18 protein-coding genes and 1 tRNA gene are annotated in these 18,793 nt (G+C 60.5%); 14 read left to right on the plus strand and 5 right to left on the minus strand.

The features are described 5' to 3' along the window. Positions 1-153: 153 nt before the first annotated feature. The 4 genes from C9427_RS25525 to C9427_RS25540 all read left to right on the plus strand — a co-directional run bounded on the left by C9427_RS25525 (position 154) and on the right by C9427_RS25540 (position 3,757). Positions 154-2,055 (plus strand): ABC transporter ATP-binding protein, encoded by a 1,902-nt coding sequence (locus tag C9427_RS25525; RefSeq protein WP_107651845.1) that lies wholly within the window; start codon positions 154-156, stop codon positions 2,053-2,055. Then, positions 2,052-2,888 (plus strand): 4-hydroxy-tetrahydrodipicolinate reductase, encoded by an 837-nt coding sequence (gene dapB / locus C9427_RS25530; protein ID WP_107651846.1) that lies wholly within the window; start codon positions 2,052-2,054, stop codon positions 2,886-2,888. Before C9427_RS25525 ends, dapB begins: the two co-directional genes overlap by 4 nt. A gap of 89 nt (positions 2,889-2,977) precedes the next feature. Beyond that, entirely contained in the window at positions 2,978-3,598 is a 621-nt protein-coding gene (locus C9427_RS25535) for a 2,3-bisphosphoglycerate-dependent phosphoglycerate mutase (RefSeq protein WP_107651847.1), read from the plus strand. Positions 3,599-3,672: 74 nt separating this feature from the next. Next, positions 3,673-3,757: transfer RNA gene (locus C9427_RS25540), tRNA-Leu, on the plus strand. 148 nt (positions 3,758-3,905) lie between these two features. On the opposite strand, the gene C9427_RS25545 is transcribed toward C9427_RS25540, so the two are convergent. Further along, on the minus strand, positions 3,906-4,832 hold the full coding sequence (locus C9427_RS25545) for an HNH endonuclease signature motif containing protein (RefSeq protein ID WP_245437179.1): 927 nt from the start codon (positions 4,830-4,832) through the stop codon (positions 3,906-3,908). Between the two features lie 204 nt (positions 4,833-5,036). Between C9427_RS25545 and C9427_RS25550 the strand changes: the two genes are divergently transcribed. The 3 genes from C9427_RS25550 (at position 5,037) to C9427_RS25565 (ending at position 8,139) form a co-directional block, all read left to right on the plus strand. After that, positions 5,037-6,395, plus strand: a complete 1,359-nt coding sequence (locus C9427_RS25550; protein WP_107651849.1) for a hypothetical protein — start codon at positions 5,037-5,039, stop codon at positions 6,393-6,395. Positions 6,396-6,744: 349 nt separating this feature from the next. Beyond that, positions 6,745-7,320, plus strand: coding sequence for an RES family NAD+ phosphorylase (locus tag C9427_RS25560; protein ID WP_107651851.1), 576 nt, complete (start codon positions 6,745-6,747; stop codon positions 7,318-7,320). A 618-nt stretch (positions 7,321-7,938) separates the two neighbouring features. Beyond that, complete coding sequence (locus tag C9427_RS25565) at positions 7,939-8,139, plus strand: hypothetical protein (RefSeq protein WP_107651852.1); 201 nt, start codon at positions 7,939-7,941, stop codon at positions 8,137-8,139. 124 nt (positions 8,140-8,263) lie between these two features. On the opposite strand, the gene C9427_RS25570 is transcribed toward C9427_RS25565, so the two are convergent. After that, positions 8,264-8,515, minus strand: a complete 252-nt coding sequence (locus C9427_RS25570; RefSeq protein WP_107651853.1) for a DUF6074 family protein — start codon at positions 8,513-8,515, stop codon at positions 8,264-8,266. Between the two features lie 1,136 nt (positions 8,516-9,651). Here C9427_RS25570 and C9427_RS25575 point away from each other — a divergent pair. From C9427_RS25575 to C9427_RS25590, 3 genes are all read left to right on the plus strand, one after another. Continuing rightward, positions 9,652-9,951: a DUF1236 domain-containing protein gene (locus tag C9427_RS25575; RefSeq protein ID WP_107651854.1), complete on the plus strand. Its 300-nt coding sequence runs from the start codon at positions 9,652-9,654 to the stop codon at positions 9,949-9,951. Positions 9,952-10,474: 523 nt separating this feature from the next. Continuing rightward, positions 10,475-11,812, plus strand: a complete 1,338-nt coding sequence (locus C9427_RS25585; protein ID WP_107651856.1) for a sensor histidine kinase — start codon at positions 10,475-10,477, stop codon at positions 11,810-11,812. Beyond that, a complete protein-coding gene (locus tag C9427_RS25590) occupies positions 11,809-12,480 on the plus strand; it encodes a response regulator (protein ID WP_107651857.1) in 672 nt (223 codons plus the stop codon). The genes C9427_RS25585 and C9427_RS25590 overlap by 4 nt, the downstream gene beginning before the upstream one ends. A gap of 38 nt (positions 12,481-12,518) precedes the next feature. Here C9427_RS25590 and C9427_RS25595 read toward each other — a convergent pair whose 3' ends face one another. Beyond that, on the minus strand, positions 12,519-12,965 hold the full coding sequence (locus C9427_RS25595) for a hypothetical protein (protein ID WP_146172597.1): 447 nt from the start codon (positions 12,963-12,965) through the stop codon (positions 12,519-12,521). A gap of 337 nt (positions 12,966-13,302) precedes the next feature. On the opposite strand from C9427_RS25595, the gene C9427_RS25600 reads away from it, so the two are divergent. Further along, positions 13,303-13,515 (plus strand): hypothetical protein, encoded by a 213-nt coding sequence (locus C9427_RS25600; protein WP_245437174.1) that lies wholly within the window; start codon positions 13,303-13,305, stop codon positions 13,513-13,515. A gap of 98 nt (positions 13,516-13,613) precedes the next feature. Next, complete coding sequence (locus C9427_RS33890; RefSeq protein ID WP_146172598.1) at positions 13,614-14,072, plus strand: hypothetical protein; 459 nt, start codon at positions 13,614-13,616, stop codon at positions 14,070-14,072. A 75-nt stretch (positions 14,073-14,147) separates the two neighbouring features. On the opposite strand, the gene C9427_RS25610 is transcribed toward C9427_RS33890, so the two are convergent. Continuing rightward, positions 14,148-14,330, minus strand: a complete 183-nt coding sequence (locus C9427_RS25610) for a hypothetical protein (RefSeq protein ID WP_245437175.1) — start codon at positions 14,328-14,330, stop codon at positions 14,148-14,150. A 317-nt stretch (positions 14,331-14,647) separates the two neighbouring features. Between C9427_RS25610 and C9427_RS25615 the strand changes: the two genes are divergently transcribed. After that, positions 14,648-15,412 (plus strand): bestrophin-like domain, encoded by a 765-nt coding sequence (locus C9427_RS25615; protein WP_107651861.1) that lies wholly within the window; start codon positions 14,648-14,650, stop codon positions 15,410-15,412. 49 nt (positions 15,413-15,461) lie between these two features. Here the strand turns inward: C9427_RS25615 and C9427_RS25620 are convergent, their stop codons facing one another. Continuing rightward, complete coding sequence (locus C9427_RS25620) at positions 15,462-17,528, minus strand: transcriptional regulator (RefSeq protein WP_425351678.1); 2,067 nt, start codon at positions 17,526-17,528, stop codon at positions 15,462-15,464. Positions 17,529-17,700: 172 nt separating this feature from the next. Between C9427_RS25620 and C9427_RS25625 the strand changes: the two genes are divergently transcribed. Next, positions 17,701-18,786, plus strand: coding sequence for a PLP-dependent cysteine synthase family protein (locus tag C9427_RS25625; protein ID WP_107651984.1), 1,086 nt, complete (start codon positions 17,701-17,703; stop codon positions 18,784-18,786). Positions 18,787-18,793: the final 7 nt, after the last annotated feature.

The raw sequence follows: 18,793 nt of genomic DNA on the forward strand, positions 1-18,793 counted from the left end.
ATCTTTTCAAAAACCGCTTCCCACTTTTTGGGATCATGCTCTGACCCGACGAAGTTTCGCCGCGCTCGGCCATAGGCAAGCCGCCGCCGGGGCGCTAAGAGAAGTGCCTGATATCAGACCGGCGGCGACGCCGAACGGACAGCGCGGAACGACTTGAACCAATCGCCCAAACACCAAGCGCCCAAACACCAGGCGAAGGCCCAGCCCGGCGAGATCGTGGCGGTGGTGCGCCGTATCCTCACCGAGAACGGCCGCGACTACCGAGGGTCGTATGTCTTCGCCATCGTCTGCCTGCTGACCGTGTCGGGAACGACAGCGGTCACCGCCTTGATCATGAGCCCGGTGGTCAACCAGATCTTCTACGAACGGCGCGGCGATCTGATCGCCTGGATCTGCGCTGCGATTCTGGGCGCCTTCATCCTGCGCGGCCTGGCCGGCTACGGCCAGGCGGTGACGCTGGCCAAGATCGGCAACAATCTGGTGGCGCGCTATCAGAAGCGCATCTTCGACCATCTGATGAAGCTTGGCGTCGGTTTCTTCAACGACACGCGCTCGGGCCGGCTGGCCGCGCAGATAAACGAGAACGTCAACGGCATCCGCGACCTTTTGTCGATGACGCTGACGTCGATCGCCCGCGACGGCGTGACGCTGATCGGGCTGATCTGCGTCATGATCTACCAGGATCCGGTGCTATCCCTGAGTTCCCTGCTGATCGGGCCGCCGCTGATCTATACCGTCACCTATCTGATGCGGCGGGTGCGGCGCATCACGCGTGAATCGGTGCAGATCAACGCGCGGCTGATCGGCGCCATGCAGGAAGCCACGCAAGGCATCGCCATCGTCAAGGCCTTCACCATGGAGGACGAGCTGTCGCGCCGTATCGGCAAGCTCGCCGACGATGCGGAGCAACGGTCAAACAAGATCGCCCGCGTTTCGGAACGGCTGACGCCGATCTCCGAGATACTGGCCGGTTTCGCCGTTGCCGGCGTCATCGCCTATTCCGGCTACCGGGCGACCGTGCTCGGGCAGCCGCCGGGCGCCGTCTTCTCCTTCATCACCGCGCTGCTGCTCGCCTACGATCCGGCGCGGCGGCTGGCGCGCATGCAGGTCGGCATGGAGCGGGCGCTGGTCAATGCGCGCATGATCTACGAGCTGCTCGACCTCGAGCCGCAGCAGGGCGACGCGCCGGGAGCGGTCGCGGCGAAATTCACCAAGGGCGAGGTGCGCTTCAACAATGTGTCGTTCGGCTATGTTGCGGAGACGCCGGTGCTCCAGGATTTGAGCTTCGTTGCCGCCGCCGGCAAGACGACGGCGATCGTCGGCGCTTCGGGCGCCGGCAAGTCGACGCTGGTGGCGCTGCTGCAGCGCTTCCATGATGTCGACAAGGGCAGCATCGAGATCGACGGTGAGGACATTTCGCGGGTGACCAAGCAGTCGCTGCGCGGCTCCATCGCCTATGTCTCGCAGGCGCCCTATCTGTTCGAAGGTACCATCCGCGACAACATCCGCTACGGCCGGCCGAGCGCCACCGACGCCGAGATCGAACGCGCCGCGCAACAGGCCGCGGCCGACGATTTCATCCGCCAGCAGCCGGATGGCTACGACACGCCGGTCGGCGAAAACGGCGTGACGCTGTCGGGCGGCCAGCGCCAGCGCGTGTCGATCGCCCGCGCCATCGTGCGCAACGCACCGATCCTGCTGCTCGACGAGGCGACCTCGGCACTCGACAATGAGGCGGAAGCACGCGTCCAGCAGGCACTGACCCAGGTCATGGAAGGGCGCACCACCATCGTGATCGCGCATCGGCTGTCGACCGTGGTCAATGCCGACCAGATCATCGTGCTGGAAGAGGGCCGGCTGGTCGAACAGGGCACGCATGCCGCGCTGATGGCCGACCCGCACAGCGTCTATGCCCGCTTCCACCGGGTACAGGGCAACAAGGGGCTGGGGCTTGTCGACGACGCCAAGTCTATCCAAAATGCCAAGTCCATCCAAACTCCGGTGCCGCAACCACCGGTGCGACGCGCAAAGAAGGCGGTCGGGAGAATCTTATGAGCGGCATGTCTCCTAATGACACAAGCGATATGGGCCTGGTGGTGGTGGGTGCCGCCGGCCGCATGGGCCAGGCGCTGATCCGCGCCATCCACACGATCCCGGGCGCGCGCGTCGCCGGCGCGGTCGAGCGGTCCGGTTCGGCCTATCTCGGCAGGGATGCCGGCGAGCTTGCCGGCATCGGCATCATCAATGCGACGATCGGTGACGATCCGCTGCCGGCCTTCGCCAAGGCCGACGGCGTGCTCGATTTCACGACGCCGGCGGCAACAGTCGAATTCGCCGGCTACGCGGCGCAGGCACGCATCGCCCATGTCATCGGCACGACAGGCTGCTCGGATGACGACAATGCCAGGATCGCGGCGGCGGCGCGCCACGCGACGATCGTCAAATCAGGCAATATGAGCCTTGGCGTCAATCTTCTGGCGGTGCTGGTCGAGCAGGCGGCGCGTGCGCTCGACGCCGACGATTTCGACATCGAGATCCTGGAAATGCACCACCGTCACAAGGTCGACGCGCCGTCGGGGACGGCGCTGCTGCTCGGCGAAGCCGCGGCCGCCGGGCGCGGCATTCAACTTGCCGGCAACGATGTCCGGTCACGCGACGGTCACACCGGCGTGCGAAAAGCCGGCTCGATCGGCTTTGCCACGCTGCGTGGCGGCTCGGTGGTCGGCGATCATTCCGTGATACTGGCCGGCACCGGCGAGCGCATCACGCTTGCCCATCATGCCGAGGACCGGGCGATCTTCGCCCGCGGCGCGGTCAAGGCCGCACTTTGGGCGCGTGGCAAGAAGCCCGGCCTCTATTCGATGCGGGACGTGCTCGGGCTCGGCTGAGAAATCCAGAACCATTTGTCTTTACGCAATTCCGGACGGAAAATCGCTACACACTTTTCCCGGAATTGCTCAAACTCGAAGGAGCAGAAATGTCGAGAACTCTCGTGCTCGTGCGGCATGGCCAGAGCGAATGGAACCTGAAGAACCTGTTCACCGGCTGGCGCGACGTCGACCTGACCGAGCAGGGCCACAAGGAGGCCAAGGAGGCCGGCGCGAAGCTTAGGGCACGCGGCCTGAAATTCGACATCGCCTTCACCTCGGCGCTGATCCGGGCGCAGAAGACCTGCCAGCACATTCTCGACGCGGTCGGCCAGAGCGAGCTCGAGACCATCCGCGACCAGGCGCTGAACGAACGCGATTATGGCGACCTCTCCGGCCTCAACAAGGACGACGCGCGCAAGAAATGGGGCGAGGAGCAGGTGCATGTCTGGCGCCGCTCCTATGACGTGCCGCCGCCCGGCGGCGAAAGCCTGAAGGACACCGGCGCGCGCGTCTGGCCCTATTATCTGCACGACCTGCAGCCGCATGTGCTGCGTGGCGAAACCGTGCTGGTGGCGGCGCATGGCAATTCGCTGCGCGCGCTGATCATGGCGCTGGACGGCAAATCGGGCGAGGAGATCGTCAAGCTGGAACTCGGCACCGGCGTGCCGATCATCTACAAGCTCAACGCCGATTCGACGGTGGCGTCGAAGGAAGTGCTGGAGAGCTGAGCCGGCAGTGGATTGCGGCTTTCAAAAAAGCGCGTTGACACCCATCGTCTGCCCGCTTACATGAGCCCGCACCAGCCCAGATGGCGGAATTGGTAGACGCGCACGGTTCAGGTCCGTGTGCCGCAAGGCGTGGAGGTTCGAGTCCTCTTCTGGGCACCATCTTTCAGCAGCTAAGGTGCAGAATTGCGCCTTAGCTGGCGGTGAGACTACCCCGCTACATGCACTTCTACCTGAGTTAGGCATCGCCTGCCGCACGATCACAAGGGATGCAGATGTCGCGGGCCGGTCAACTTCACATCGATAGGCGTTAATCGTCAGCAGCCATCGGGTTGACCCTTGCCAGCCTCATAGCCTCAGCAATTTCATGCACAGGGACAGGCGACAACTTGTCCTCCGCCTTCGCATGAGACCATCGATGACAAGTTGGGCACAGCACGGCCAGATCGTCCAATCGGGTCTCTCGGGGACCGATGGAAAGGGGGTTACGATGATGGGCATCAAACATCATGCTAAGCGAATCCGAGTAGCCGCACGCCTCGCAGATGATAACGCCACCATTTCTCGCGCGGTTCGCTGCCTTGGTCGCTCGAGCTAGGGCGGCGTCCCGTTCCATGTCCCTCTGAAGTTTCCACACTCTCTTGCCTTCGCTGGAGGTGCTGTCCAAGCGTGGGTACATCGAGCCAAACATCTGCACGCGACCCGGATCTCGGAAGCCAGATGGAAGCTGTATCTCCCATCGCCTCTCAATCTCCCGGTCCTTTAGGACCTCCCATAGCAGACGGATCTGGGCATCATCTCGCTTAACGCGGTCGAAGGCATTGGTAAGAATACGATGATCTGGCTGGCCGAGATCTTGGACAAGACGAGGCTCGCTCACAACTGAGTATACTTCGGAGATGATTACCGCCACTGGCCATTGGGCAAGACGGGCCTTCAACTCGTCATCGCGCACAAACGCGGTGGTCTCGCCGTAGACACCAGTTGATCTGACGAGTTCCAATACGCGGCCCCGCAGGTCGTCAGGGACTTGATCGCCTCCCCCGATTGTAAGGAAATACGGCTGATCAACCGACCGTTCCGCTGTAGTTCGGGCGAGAGAGAAGTGAGCCCTGTCTTTAAGTGCTACGTTGCCATGGGAGCCAAAGCACATAACCGGCTCGCTTGAGCGACCCCATACAGCTTTTACGCCCATCAATACATCGGGCGTGGGAGCAACCTCTATGAATTTTACCACTGCCAACGTTCCTCCCAATCAGTCCCGCTCGTTGTGGCGATGGCATAACATGATTGGCAGGAGCTTCAGAACAGGGCTGAGTAGTTCGCCCTCGACGCACTGCGTAGCCAAGCACGATAAGTTCGCAACAAAGGGATGTCCCCTTGACTGTTCCGTATCAGTTTCATATATTTAAACTCTGAAACCGATACGGAACAAGCGTCCATGAGCGCCGACATCGTTCACTTTCCGCAGAAGTCACCGCCGGTGGAGCCGCTCGCGCAGTTTGTCCGGCTTGGGGAGGTGTCGCACAAGCGAACGGCAAGCCTTTTCGCGGAAGGGCACCTTGCCGCGAAAAGGGTTGTCATTGACGCATCCCGCCTACGGTTTCTGAGGAGTGAGATTAAGCAGTTCAAGGAAGCCGGCAGAGAGATCGTGCTCGACACCAAAGCCGCCGAATTGGCAGCGCTCAGCAAGTATGGTGGGAGCGCGAAAGATGCGCCATGGTCGCAAGTTGCCGGGGGCCAATTGGTGACCGCGCCTTGCTTTCTACGTGGCCATCCCGGCGACATCTTTGGCCAGATTGCTCGTTGTGCCGTTGAATATGATGTCGATGCTGTATTGTCCCCCGGCCACTTCCTTCACCCAGAGAATGGGCTCGATTGGCTGGACATTGATCGCGGCTCTTGTTCTGAATTGCGCCGAGCGCTTGACCATGAAGGTGGCAAACATATTGCGATAGATTACTTATTGATCCTACCGCATCTCATGCTGAATGATCCTGAGATGCGGCTGAAGATCATGCAGGCACTATCTGATTTGCCTTTCGATAATCTGTGGATTCGTGCTTCTGGCTTTGGCAATGATTCTGCCGCTCAGCCTCTGGTGGCCTTTATTTCTTCACTTGTCCAATTTCACAACCTCGGAAAGCCCATCATTACCGACTACCTCGGTGGTCTCGTTGGCGAGGCGGTGATGGCACTCGGCGCATCGTCCGGCTTCGCTCATGGTATCGCGGAATGCGAGCGTTTTGATGCTCGCCCATGGGACAAGCCTGCCAAGAAGCGCGACCCGGATAAACCGGGCGGGCGGGCAGCGAGAATAAATCTGTCGTTGATCAATAAGTCTCTGACGCTGAATGAGTACGAAACATTGCTGTCTGCTAAGAGCGCAAAGCGTCTCTTGTCTCCAAGTGTTGCCTTGCCGGGCGTTCGAACGCCAAGCGACGTCACCAATGATCCTAAGATACTCGCCTCCAAAGAGGCTGTGACCAATTTCGAAGCTTTGGCAAACGTGCCGAATTTGCACAGGCCAAAGGATTTCGTTGAGCGACGAGTCGAGCCGGCCGTTGAGCGTATGCAACAAATCAAGAACTTAATACCCAATCCGGAGATTGCGAAAGCCAAAGTTGTGGATGTGGACAAACTAATGAAACGGATGGGGGATCATCATAAGCAATTGAGTCGCCAATCTAATTCTCTGACGGAATTGTCTGAGCGTCTGGTCGATCTCGGTCCTGTAGCGCGCCCGGTACAGCGGCTATCGCGGCTTGAAGAAAATGAAAGACGTGGGCAGAGGCCATGAGTAACTCAACTGCCAATTCTATCGCACGTAGCTTGGAGGAAATCGAGCAGGCTGGAGGCTTGCGAGGAACGGACATCGCTAACTTGACGCAAGTATCGAAGGCGACCGTTTCCCGCTGGCGTACTGGCCTAGCCAGACCTCAGCCGCGTAATGAGATGGTGCTCTCTGACCTTGTTTACGTCGTGCGGCGGTTGCAGGATTACTATACTGAGGAAGAAATCCGTACTTGGCTGTACTCGCGACACCCTCAGCTAGGGGATGAGCGTGCGGTTGATCTCATCCATAGTGGCCGTACCATTGACGTGTTAAATGTATTGAATCGACTCGATTCTGACGGATATCTCTGACCTTGAACCGGTTCCCTCCGCGCGACAGTCGACTAATCGACGCGATGGAAGAATTACCTGTTACACCGTATCAGGGGCACGTTTGGCGCGTCGTTCGCGAGGGACGTGATCCCTGCCAAGGTTCCTCCGCTGGAAATCGCTGGGACACCGGACAATTCGAAGTTCTCTACACATCCCTGGAGCGCAGGGGTGCGATTGCCGAGATGTACTTTCACCTCAAAGCAGGGCAACCAGTTTTCCCATCCAAGCTACGCTACACGCTCCATGAAATTGAGGTCTCTCTCAACGGAATTTACGACCTCTCTGATCGTCATTTATTGGCACGTCTTGGTGTCGATATCGCAAACTTTGGACGTCTAGACTACCTTTACCGGAAGGCTGAATATCCAACTTGTCAGCAGGTCGGCGAAGCCGCTCACTTTCTAGGGTCAATGGAGGCGAACGATCCGTCCGGCATTCTTGTCCCAAATGCCCGCTACGCTTGCAGTAACCTTGTCATATTTTGTCAGCACACCGTGCCCGACCAGATCGAGCCTGTCAAAGACCACGGATTGGTGGATTGGGCGGAGCTGAGATAGTTTTAGGGTCGGGCAGCATACAGTCCAACCTGGCCTGCGCGGTCGCGATGCCGTAGAAGCGAAGAGACTGATAGGACAACTATACTGTCCTATCGCCGGCCTCCGCGAGGCAACCTTCCCCTACGGCATATTTGTCACAGATCTTTTTTGATCGGTTTATCCACAACCTCCGATATTGATCCCGTGTTTTCGCTGTCGCTAATGTGCCGCCCATTGCGTGATTTGGCGGGGAACAGGGCAAGCCACGCGATGTCGCCGGCTACTTTCAGTGGTCAGCGCGGCGGACCTGAGCTTGGCCCTGCGGCTGGCAGACTACACTACAGCCGCAGGGCCTTGACCAGCGATCTTGGCGGGGGGCGCCGGCCGCCGAACATGTACTGAGAGAAATTGGAGCCGAAACATCTGAATGAAGTACGCCGGCTGAGCACTGCTTACGCAGAGGGCTGGATACTGCTTACGCAGGGGAATGACCCGAAATGGGTCAACAAAGTTGGCACCGCAATTGCATCGCTGGGCTTGGGGCCTGGGGTGGAGGGCTCGTCGCTTCGCGAATGACCGACGAGCCCTCTCGCTGATTGTCGGCGCTGCGGCATCCGCCGCTTTGCTTGGAGATCGATAATGCCAAAATTCGTTGTTGAAGAAATACATGGTAGTACGGTCACAGCGTCCCAAAGCATTGTTGCGCCCTCGGCGTTCAAAGCCGCCGCCAATGCGACTGGTCGCTTGGTGACGCTGTGGTCCGGCGAGCCGGCTTGCGTGCGCGTCACTGAATTCGGGATGAGCCGCTCGTTCACCTACGCTTATTGCGGCTCTTTTTAGGGTGGGTTTGCTGACAGCCACCAGCACGCCAGCGCCGGGCGCACTCGCTAATCCAGGTGCTCTGCTAGAGCCGGACGATTTCAGGTCAAACCGCTTCACACTTTTTGGCATCGTGCTCTAGCGCTCAGGATTTCTCCTGGTCCGCAAATTCGGGCAGCGATTTGTGCAACGTGAGCTGAACCGCGTTAAAGAACTGTCGGACTTCATGACGCGCGGCTTCGGTTTCATAGCCTCGCTCGAGCGCGACTGAGAGCAGGTGCCTGGCTGTTTCGCGCCAGAATGTGGCTGCGTCCTCGCCATGAAGCCGGTCGATGGTGTTGGCGATGAGCCGCACAGTGGAAACCTCTCGACTGATCGGGAACGCGACAACTGACATTGACGGAATAATCCTGGCGCCATGAATCGAGATTGATCTTCGACACAAGGCGTACCGCCAAAATCGGAAATGGATCGTTAAGGCCGCGCATGGCGATGCCCGGATAGGGCGCTGTGAGCGGTGGGCTTTCTTGCTTCATGTTCTGATTGAGTATTGGGCTGCGCGAAAGCCGCCCGCCGCCTGCAAGCGGCGGGCTTCTCCTCCTCCCCACGCTATGCAGGTCAATCCATAGTCTTGACGATCTTTGCGTGCGCCTGGATCAACGAGGACGGCGCGATGGACGCCATCATCTTCACACCAAGCCTACCCCAAACTTGAGACAGCCTTGAACGTTCCTCGGGTTAGCCTTCAGTCCATCCCGAACCCGTCTTTCATGGGACTTAAGTCCAGCCTGTCGCGCGCAAAGGGCGGGCAGATGGTGCCACCCGGAACTGCAACTGCTCATCCTCGTTGCTCCCTGCAAGTTACGGGAGGAGCCCGCCCCATGGACAAGAGTGTTTACCAAGCCCGCTGGCTACTGATGCCGATCGTCGCTGTCTCCATGACGTTCCTGGCGATTGGCATGTTCGTTAACTGAGGGTCGATTTCAATGGCATCTGCGCAGCTACGTCCCTTCCTGCGCCGATAGGGTTCGCGCCGCCACGCCGCAGCGGTGGTGCGAACCCTCAATTGCCGCGCGCCTTGCGATCAACATTCGGACGATGCAGGGTCGGGTGCGCCGAACGGCGGCAAGCGCTATCGGAATGAAGTACGCCGGCTTAAGATTCCGAGGAACATTAGCGGCCTCTAAAAGTTCGAGTTATGGCCGGTAGTGCCCCTACACTTGCTGCCAAGATCGGGTCACAGACCTGATCGAGCCCGCGCTTCTCCGCCAGAAGCGCGGGCTCACTGTTTTGCTTTGAACGGACTTGCGGAACGCGCCTTCCGACACAAAACCTTCGGCCCTTTAGGTGCCATGTCGGACCTAAGCCCCAATCAAACCCGGCAAAGGTCCTACCGCGTCAGGACCAAAGCCCAAGTTGGGAACATCGTCGGCAAGGGCACGTTCGCCTCCAGGTGTCCGCATCAACGCCATTGTTCAGAAAGCGAGCCACGAGTGATGCAAACAGCGGTGGGCTCGCGTCAAGGAGAGAACCATGAGAATCCCCCTTTCGACTTCACTTGCAGGACTTTTGCTTTTGGCGGGCGTCGGTGCGGTTGCCGCACAGGACGTGATCATCGCGCCTGAGCAGGAGACGGTTGTACGTGAATACGTAAAGAAAAAGCCGCTCGCCTCGGTCAAGATACCAGGGGTCGAACTGAACATAGGGTCCGCCCTTCCAGACACGGTCGAGCTGTATGAAGTACCGGATGTGCAATATCGCTATGTGGTTGTTGATGACCGGACTGTCCTGGTCGATCCCGGCACGCGCAAGATCGTGAAGATCTTGGACTGAAATAACTGTGCGGTGAAATAATTCCACCGCCGCCCTTCTTCGAGTGGCGGTGGAAATTGATTTCGGGAGATCGAGATGTCCTATGATTTGATGGAAGCTATGTTCGAACGCAGGAATGAGGGCGCCCGGATTTCAGGCGTATACGACGTCCGCCGCAAGCAGGACGCCAACCTTGCGCCCCGCAGGTTGGGCGAAGCGATCCAATTCGTGGCACTAGCCCCGCCCGAATGCTACGTCGTGCGCTCGGCTACTGTGGCGTTCGGTGAGAGGGGGGACTGTAGCCTCCGCGCAAATGAATGCGCGAGAATCTGGGCCAAGTACGGAATGTCGCTTCTGGATAGAGTTTGAAGCCGGACATCACATTGCTGGTAGTGCTTCACTTGTTGGCAGCACCAACTGTTCTAAATGTCGAGACGCCCCAAGCTGGGGACGCTAGGATACGGCCCGGTGAAGCTCGGACATCAATTGAACCGTGCGGTACGTTGAGAATTTCTATCAGCGGTGGAGCAGGCTTTCGCTGGCCTTGCAGTTCCTCATTGCCGGCGGCATCGCTCTCTTGGCTGCAATGCTGATGGTAGGCTTGTGGGTCACATCGCAGATCAGGGAAGCCGTTATTCGCAATTCCGCCGGCACCACCGCCCTTTACGTCGACAGCGTGATTGCGCCGCTTCTGCCGGACATGCGCAAGAACGAAGCGCTTAGCGACAGCGTCAAACAAGCGCTTGACGAGACGTTGGACCAGGGTGCGCTTGGAAAAAAGCTGGTCTCGTTCAACCTCTGGGGTCGTGATGGCAAGATACTGTACTCCAAAGACCCACGGTTGATCGGCCAGGTGTTTGAGCCGAGTGCGAACCTGTTACGCGCTTTCGGGGGAGATGTTTTTGCCGAATTCGACAGACTGGACGACAGCGAGCGGCAGCAGAAGGGAACGACTTCGCGGCTGCTTGAGATTTACAATCCGGTGCGCGAGCCATGGTCGGGCGATGTGGTAGCCGTCTCGGAATTCTATGAAGTCGCCGACGACTTCCAGAAAACCCTGAACGCGGCCTTGTGGTCGAGCTGGCTTGTCGTGGGAGGAGCGACGGCGGCGGCGCTCGCAATGTTGTCGGGCATCGTGCTTCGCGGCAGCCGCACAATTCACAGGCAGCGCCTGGCGCTTGAAGCAAAAATAGCCGAACTTCAAGAGCTGCTGTCGCAAAACTCGAAATTGCGCCATCGCGTGCAGCGCGCCTCGCGGCGTGCCACGGCGATCAACGAGCGCTACTTGCGTCGCATTGGCGCCGATCTCCACGACGGCCCAGCTCAGCTTGTCGCACTGGCGGCGCTTCGGGTGGACAGCCTTCACTTGGTCGATCCAGCCGCGCCGTCGAAAGATCGCAAGGCAGAAATCGCGAACATTCATCACACGCTGGACGAGGCAATGCGCGAGATACGCGCCATCTGCAACGGCCTTGTGCTTCCACAGATCGAAACCGCGGCAGTTGGGGACATATTGCGACTTGCCGTTACCGAGCACCAGCGCCGGACAGCGTCCTCGGTAGCGCTTACCCTTCCTGCCAGGCTTCCTGAACTGGGAACATCCGAAAAGATCAGCATCTATCGTTTCGCCCAGGAGGGTTTGAACAACGCATGGCGCCACGCAAACGGCAAGGACCAGGCGGTCAAAGCCTCGATGACGGGCGGCAAGCTCCAGATTGAAGTCTCGGATGGCGGCTCCGGCTTCGATTTGGCATCAAGCGAAGGGCTCGGACTTGCCGGCCTGAGGGAGCGAATAGAAAGCATCGGAGGCCGTTTCGAAACCTCTTCCAGCAGCAAGGGTACGCGGTTGACCGTCACCCTATCGATCGAGGAACAACAATGAGCGCTGTCGTTCGCATCACTATTGTTGATGACCATCCGCTTTTTCGCGAAGGCGTCGCACGCAGCCTCCGTGAAATCGGTGGCTTCGAAATCGCCGGTGAAGGCGCCACCGCTGCAGATGCTGAAAGGCTCGCCCGGATCGAGCAGCCGGACGTAATGCTGCTCGACATCAGCATGCCTGGCGGGGGACTGCAGGCCGCCGCGAACATTTTGGCAAAGTCCCCCAACCAGAAGATCGTGATTCTTACTGTATCGGAGGCAAATGCCGATTTGGCACTCGCGCTCAAGACAGGTGTTCGTGGCTATGTTCTGAAAGGGGTCCGCTCGAGTTCACTGGCTGAGATATTGAAAAGCATCGCTGCCGGAGAAAAATACATCCCGCCTACGCTTTCGGCTCAATTGTTGAACGAGCTGATCCAGCCCGAAACCCGGAAGGTCGATCTCATCGGGCAACTCTCGGACCGTGAATTTGGAATACTGTCGCTGGTAGCGGAGGGATTGAGCAACAAAGAAGCCGCCAAGAGGCTCGCGCTCCAGGAAAAGACGATCAAACATCATATGACGCGTATTCTCGCGAAACTTAAAGTTCGCAATCGCACAGAGGCCGCGCTTTTAATGCATGAGTCCAGGAACAGGCCGGTTGACATGATGCACCAGCCTGCCCCGTGAATTGCGGTTGTACCGACAGGCTCCCGAACGGGCAGACATCAAAGGGCTTTTAACCGCTTCACGTCGGAAGCTTTTAGGGCGCGATCGATAATGGTGCGGCCGAGCGCGTCCTTCATTCTGAACCGCCCAGCCTCGACTCTCTCGCTGATACCGTCGGGATGGACAACCTCGATAACGTTGCCCCGAACCGTCACCTTGTCGCCGGTCGCCGGATTTACCCTGGTTTCCCCGCCGCTGCTTCCATCGTCGCTGTCACCGCTGTCATTGCCTTTAGAGTTGTCATTGCCGCTATTCCCGTTGTTGCCGTTTCCGCTATTGCCTTTGCCCTTGCCGCCTGCGCCGCCCTTTGCGTAAGCAGCAGCGGGTCCAACCTTAGGAAACGTTGAGTGGTCGAGTTCAACAATGCAGGGCACGAATGTCAGCATCGCTCCCAGCGAAGCAGGAGCGATGAGCCGGCAAAGCCAACGCAATGAGGGAACGGGCATTTTGCTTCTCCCCGTGATGAGCACGGAAGCACAATCGGGCCGCCGGTTCCATGCCCCATAGTAATTGGCCAATCCAGCACTGAACCTTTGTCCCCTGGCCCTATTCACCATCTGGACGCTTGTATAGGAAACCCTTCAAACGCTCAAATCAACTTGAAACGTCATTTATTCCGGCTTTGTTCCTCGCCGGAGATCCTTCCGGCATTTCCAACCGCGAACAATCAGACCTTGGTCCTAACTCGATATGCCCAGAAGTCCGAAACTGTCGGTCTAAAGGCCCGGTGCGGGAACGCTCCCCTGAGACTGGCGTTACGGGCTCTGTTTAAACGACGACCTTATGGACGAGAAAATGTGGCAGTCCTCCTATGTCAACACTGGCAATGGCCTGGGCACCGCGATTGCCGTGCTGGTGGTCGGGCTCATGGCGATCGGCGTTGTGTTCCTGATTCTAGGTGGTGCGCTCTACCTGAATCAAGGGACCGACGAGCGCCCGCTGTCGACCATCCCTGCCCGAGCCGTCGTTACCCAAGGCAGCAGCCCGGCAAGGTGAGTCTGTATGAATTGCGGATCCAGCCTTCGGCAGGGCCTGAAACGATCACCGCGGGCAAATTGCTTGCATCATGGAGGAACCAGAGGGGTGGATGACCAGTGACGCAAACGGTGAGCAGGGTCTATGATTCTCGTTTCGACGCCGTCAGCGCCGTCAGAGCCCTGCTGTCAGCAGGGGTGCCTCGAGAAAACATTACCGTGTTCTGGCCTCCGGATGATGAAGCAGGAATCGTTTCAGCCATCTCCGTCGTAGGAGCGGCCTTTGGCGCCTCGATTGGTCTGCTTGCAGCCATGTCGCTGGCGATGTATGGCGCGATCCCCTTCGAAGGAGGATGGCTGGCAATGGCGGTCGTCGGTGGCGTGGTCTGCGGCGGCTTTGCGGGTGGGATTCTCGGCACGTTCGCCGATGACCCAAAGGAACTCGTCGAAAAGAGCTCCCCTCAAGGCATCGTCCTGGTTGTTGCAGAAGTCGAGGAACAAATCGCGACGGAGTGCGGCGTCTGCCTTGGCGCCGCGAAACCCCGGGCGGAATATGCGCGACAGTCGGCATTTTCGTAAAGTCGGGCAGCGCCGCCGCGGCGGCCACGGGCGATGACAGGGATATGCGGCGACGCCAGAGGCCCGCCAGCTTTGTCATGGTGTGCGGCCACGCTTTCGGGCCTGCACGATTTTCGCCACTCGCAACATCGCTCCTCGATGAGGTCCCACCAGCTCGATTAGCGCCAGCGCCTCGTTCATGGTGACCCCGGTCTCTCGGGCGAGCGCGTTGGCCTGAAGTTCCTTCTGGCGATCTAGATCGCCTCTTTCGTTGTCCATGCCCGTCGCCTCCTCGCGATGAAACCCACCAGACATGGTCCCAACAAATTATGTCACGTACATTTCCGTTACCTAATATAATCGCGCAGATTGGATCGTGTTCCGCGCGTGCCTTCCATACGTTTGAGGTTCGCCGAGCTGTTGACGCCGACCTGGTCGGGACGGGACCGCCGCCCTCACCCCAGCCCGATCCTTTCCGCTCCCGCTCCCTGCCGGAACAGCGCCTCGGCGTCCGATTGCCGCCCGCCGGCGTCAAGCAGCATGTCGCTTTCCTGCCGCCGAATGGATAATGTCGCGAAACAACGGGGTGGCAATCCATGACGGCTATCTTGCTCGGAGGGGTCGTATTTCTCTGCCTCTCCGGTACGGCGTCGATCGGGATGCTGTTGCGTGCCTATCTGCCTGACCACCATCTGAGCGCCGACTCCAAGGATGTAATCAAGCTGGCAACGGCGGTGGTCGGAACCTTGTCGGCACTCGCACTCGGGCTCCTGATCGCCTCCGCCAATGCCAACCATAACAGCGCCGAAACGGAGTTGAGGACGTCTGTCGCCCGCCTGGTGCTGCTTGATCGCGTCATGGCGCATTACGGCCCGGAGACTGAAAAGGCACGCGGGCTACTTAGAAGGCTGGTCGAGGTCCGGTTGCGCGATGTCTGGGGCGATCCGAACGATGCTGACCAGTCGCGCAGTTCCGCGGCCGATGAAGCAGGCATCGAGCCTGTGCAAGACGAACTGCGGGACCTGCATCCGCTAACCGATGCTCAACGGTCGCTGCAGTCGCGAGCCATCCAGATCGGCGGGCAGATTGCCGAGGGCCATTGGCTGTTGATCGAAACGCGCGGTGAAGGGCTCCCCTGGCCATTTCTTGCGATTCTGGTCTTCTGGCTGGGCTTGCTCTTCTTCACCTTCGGTCTGTTGGCGCCGGTCAATACGACCGTCATCTGCACGCTGCTCGTCTGCGCGCTTTCAGTTGCCGGCGCGGTTTTCCTGATCGTCGACATGTCCCATCCGTACCTTGGATTCATCCACGTTTCGGATAGCCCGCTGCGTGATGCGCTTCAGCGCATAGGACGGCAGTAGCGTCCTCGGATTTCCCGACCGGGACACGGTCAAGCACTCCACCGCAGCCTCAGCCCAGCCCGATCCTTCTCGCCCCCTGCCGGAACAGCGCCTCGGCGTCGGGTTCGAAGCGGAAGGTGCCGATGAAATCGTCGGCGCAGTAGCTTGGGTGCGTCTTGCGCAGCGCGGCGGCGAAATTTCGGGCCTCGTCCTGCCGTCCGGCCAGCGCCAGGCAGTGCGCGGCGATGGCCAGGATGATGACGTGGGCGTTGGGACGGGCGGCAGCCTTCAGCGCCCACTCGGCCGCCTCGTCGAACTGGCCGAGCCGGGCAAGCGCCATGGCGCGGGAGCCGAGCATGCCGAACAGCAGCGGGTCGAAAGGGCTCAAGTGCCTGGAATGATCGGACGAGCCGATCGCCGATTTCGGGTCGCCCGACTGGGAATGCACGAAGGAGAGAGCGTAGTGGCCGAGCGCGAAGTTGGGGCTCAAGTCGACCGCCCGTTCCAGCTCGATGAGCGAGCCGTCCTGCTCGCCGCGCAGCCACAGCGCCCGGCCCATGGCCCAGTGCGCGGCCGGGTTGTGATCGTCGACCAGAAGGCTTTGCCCGGCCGCCTCGAAGGCCAGTGCGCTTTCCTGATCGCGATCGCCCCAGCGCTGGAAGGCGCTTTGCCAATGGGTGAAGGACAGGCCGGCATAGGCGCGGGCGAAAGTCGGATCGAGCTTCAAGGCCATGTCGAAGAAATGCCGGGCCTGCTCGTTCTCCGTGCGGGTGAAGCGGTACATATGCCAGAGGCCGCGATGGTAGGCCTCCCAGGCGTTGAGCGAGTTCGGCGCCTTCAGCATGGCGCGGTTGCGCTCGACCGTCTCGATCTCGTTCGAGATCGACGAAACGATGGCGTTGCCGATCTCGTCCAGCACGGCAAAGACGTCGTCGGGCCGGCGCTCGAACGTCTCGGCCCAGACGATCCTGGCGGTGCGCACCTCGACGAGCTCGATGCTGACGACGACGCGGCCCGGCTGGCTGCGCACCGTGCCGGTGGCGACATAATCGACGTTGAGCCGCCGGCCGGCATCCTCCGGCGCGATGTTCCTTTCCGCCAGCGCGAAGACCGAGCCGCGCGCGATGACGAAGAAATCCCTGAGCTTGGCCAGGCGGGTGATGATGTCGTGGGTGAAGCCATCGGCCAGGCCTCCACGGGGAAGGCCGATGCCGGCTTCCTCGACAAACGGCATCACCGCCAGCGAAGCCCGGCGCAACGGAACGGCGTCGGGTTCGGCGAGCGCGACCGGGGGCGTCAAGGCGACCATCGAGCGCGCGCAGGGCGTGGCTACCGATGGCCGTTCCTTGATCGCCCGCCAGGCGTCGCGGACCGGAGCGAAATCCAGATCCTCGGACTGGAAGAGCAGTGCGGCGGCGGCAAGATGATCCTCGCAGGCGCCGATCTGGCCGCGCCTGGCCAGATTTTCCAGCAATGCGACATGCGCGCGCCCGTCGAAAGGCGCCTGCGCAAGCCATTTCTCGATATGGGCGGACACGCGTCCCGAGCCCGCCGGAAGATTGTTGACGAGATGCTCCAGAATGGCGGCATGGCATGAGGAGAAGCGGCGGCGCTGCGCGGTCACCCAGCTCATGAAATACGGGCTGCGGTCGATCTCCAGGCCTTCGAGGAAATCGCCGGCGAACTGTTCGGACAAGGCTTGCAGCCGCTCCAGATCGAGCGTCTCGACGCCCTTGGCTGCGGCCGAGGCAATGTCGATCGCGTCGACGAAACTGCCGCCGAGATCAAGCGCGACCGTATCGTCCGAGGTCTCGACCCTGGCGGGGTCGTCGAGAATGCCTCTGAGCTTGCTCAGGCACCAGCGAAGCTCGCCCCGCGGGTCGTTCGGCACATCCCACAAGAGCTCGCACAAGCGACTGCGGCCCACGGGATGCGGGGCCAGCGCCAGATAGGCGAAGAGAGCGCGCAGCTTGCGCGAGGCCGGAAGTTGCACCGTGGCGCCGTCGCGGACGACGGTCAGCGGCCCGAACAGGCGCACGCTAAGCCCTGCCGTGCCGCCATCCAGGCTCGATCGAGTGGATTCCACGTGCGTTTCCACGCCTGCTCCCACGCTGGCCGTCGGCCGATATTCTATCATTCAAAATGACAAGGTGCACCCGTCGGCGTATTTCCGTGCCGGACGCGCCCGTTGCGGCATATGCCGTCAAGTCACCTTAGCGCGGCAAGGTCTCGAAACCTCGTCGCCCAGTCCGCCGGTCTGTAACCGGCGCGTGACCACGAACCATGACAACAAGATCGAGGAGATCAACATGTTGCATAAACAGAAAATCAGAACCACGGCCGGTCGCGGCCGCCTGTTCGACAGCATTCTCGACACGGTCGGCGATACGCCGGTGATCCGGATCAACAATCTCGGCCCGGCCCATGCGACGATCTATGTGAAGGCCGAATTCTTCAATCCGGCGGCCTCGGTGAAGGACCGGCTGGCGCTCAACATCATCGAGGAAGGCGAGCGCAGCGGCGCGCTCAAGCCGGGACAGACCGTCGTCGAGGCGACCAGCGGCAACACCGGCATCGGGCTGGCCATGGTCTGCGCGCAGAAGGGCTATCCGCTGGTGGTGACGATGGCCGACAGTTTTTCTGTCGAGCGGCGCAAGCTGATGCGCATGCTGGGCGCCAAGGTGGTGCTGACGCCGCGCGCCCAGAAAGGCTTCGGCATGTACAAGAAGGCGGTGGAGCTGGCGGAAGCCAATGGCTGGTTCCTAGCCCGCCAGTTCGAAACCAAGGCCAATGCCGCCATCCACGAGGCGACGACGGCGCGCGAGATCATCAACGATTTCGCCGGTGCGCGGCTCGACTGCTTCGTCACCGGCTATGGCACCGGCGGCACGGTCGTCGGCGTCGGGCGCGTGCTGCGGCGCGAACGGCCGGAGACGCGGATCGTGCTGGCCGAGCCGGCCAATGCGCAGCTCATCGGCAGCGGCACGGCGCAGGAGCGCGGCGCCGGTGGCGCCCCCGCCGCCAGCCACCCGGCCTTCGAGCCGCACCCGATCCAGGGCTGGACCCCGGATTTCATCCCTGACGTGCTGCAGGAGGCGATCGACGCCAGCCTCTACGACGAGGTGATGCCCATTCCCGGACCGGAAGGCATGAAATGGGCCAAGGCGCTGGCACAGAAGGAAGGCATCTTCACCGGCATTTCGGGCGGAGCCACCTTCGCGGTGGCGCTTCAGGTCGCCGAAAAAGCAGCGCCCGGTTCGGTGATTCTGTGCATGCTGCCCGACACCGGCGAGCGTTACATGACGACGCCGCTTTTCGACGGCATCGAGGCCGAGATGGACGCCGAGGAGATCGCGCTCTCGCAGTCGACGCCCGGCTGCCAGTTTCCGGCGTGACGGCGGC

The sequence above is a fragment of the Mesorhizobium helmanticense genome (assembly GCF_003034915.1).
GTDB classification, from domain to species: domain Bacteria; phylum Pseudomonadota; class Alphaproteobacteria; order Rhizobiales; family Rhizobiaceae; genus Mesorhizobium; species Mesorhizobium helmanticense.

Bases quoted from the DNA above. Each gene is read 5' to 3' on its own strand.
- dapB (WP_107651846.1), top strand. From the start codon at position 2,052: ATGAGCGGCATGTCTCCTAATGACACAAGCGATATGGGCCTGGTGGTG.
- C9427_RS25535 (WP_107651847.1), top strand. From the start codon at position 2,978: ATGTCGAGAACTCTCGTGCTCGTGCGGCATGGCCAGAGCGAATGGAAC.
- C9427_RS25550 (WP_107651849.1), top strand. From the start codon at position 5,037: ATGAGCGCCGACATCGTTCACTTTCCGCAGAAGTCACCGCCGGTGGAG.
- C9427_RS25565 (WP_107651852.1), top strand. From the start codon at position 7,939: ATGCCAAAATTCGTTGTTGAAGAAATACATGGTAGTACGGTCACAGCG.
- C9427_RS25570 (WP_107651853.1), bottom strand. From the start codon at position 8,515: ATGTCAGTTGTCGCGTTCCCGATCAGTCGAGAGGTTTCCACTGTGCGG.
- C9427_RS25575 (WP_107651854.1), top strand. From the start codon at position 9,652: ATGAGAATCCCCCTTTCGACTTCACTTGCAGGACTTTTGCTTTTGGCG.
- C9427_RS25590 (WP_107651857.1), top strand. From the start codon at position 11,809: ATGAGCGCTGTCGTTCGCATCACTATTGTTGATGACCATCCGCTTTTT.
- C9427_RS25595 (WP_146172597.1), bottom strand. From the start codon at position 12,965: ATGCCCGTTCCCTCATTGCGTTGGCTTTGCCGGCTCATCGCTCCTGCT.
- C9427_RS25600 (WP_245437174.1), top strand. From the start codon at position 13,303: ATGGACGAGAAAATGTGGCAGTCCTCCTATGTCAACACTGGCAATGGC.
- C9427_RS25610 (WP_245437175.1), bottom strand. From the start codon at position 14,330: ATGGACAACGAAAGAGGCGATCTAGATCGCCAGAAGGAACTTCAGGCC.
- C9427_RS25615 (WP_107651861.1), top strand. From the start codon at position 14,648: ATGACGGCTATCTTGCTCGGAGGGGTCGTATTTCTCTGCCTCTCCGGT.
- C9427_RS25620 (WP_425351678.1), bottom strand. From the start codon at position 17,528: ATGATAGAATATCGGCCGACGGCCAGCGTGGGAGCAGGCGTGGAAACG.
- C9427_RS25625 (WP_107651984.1), top strand. From the start codon at position 17,701: ATGTTGCATAAACAGAAAATCAGAACCACGGCCGGTCGCGGCCGCCTG.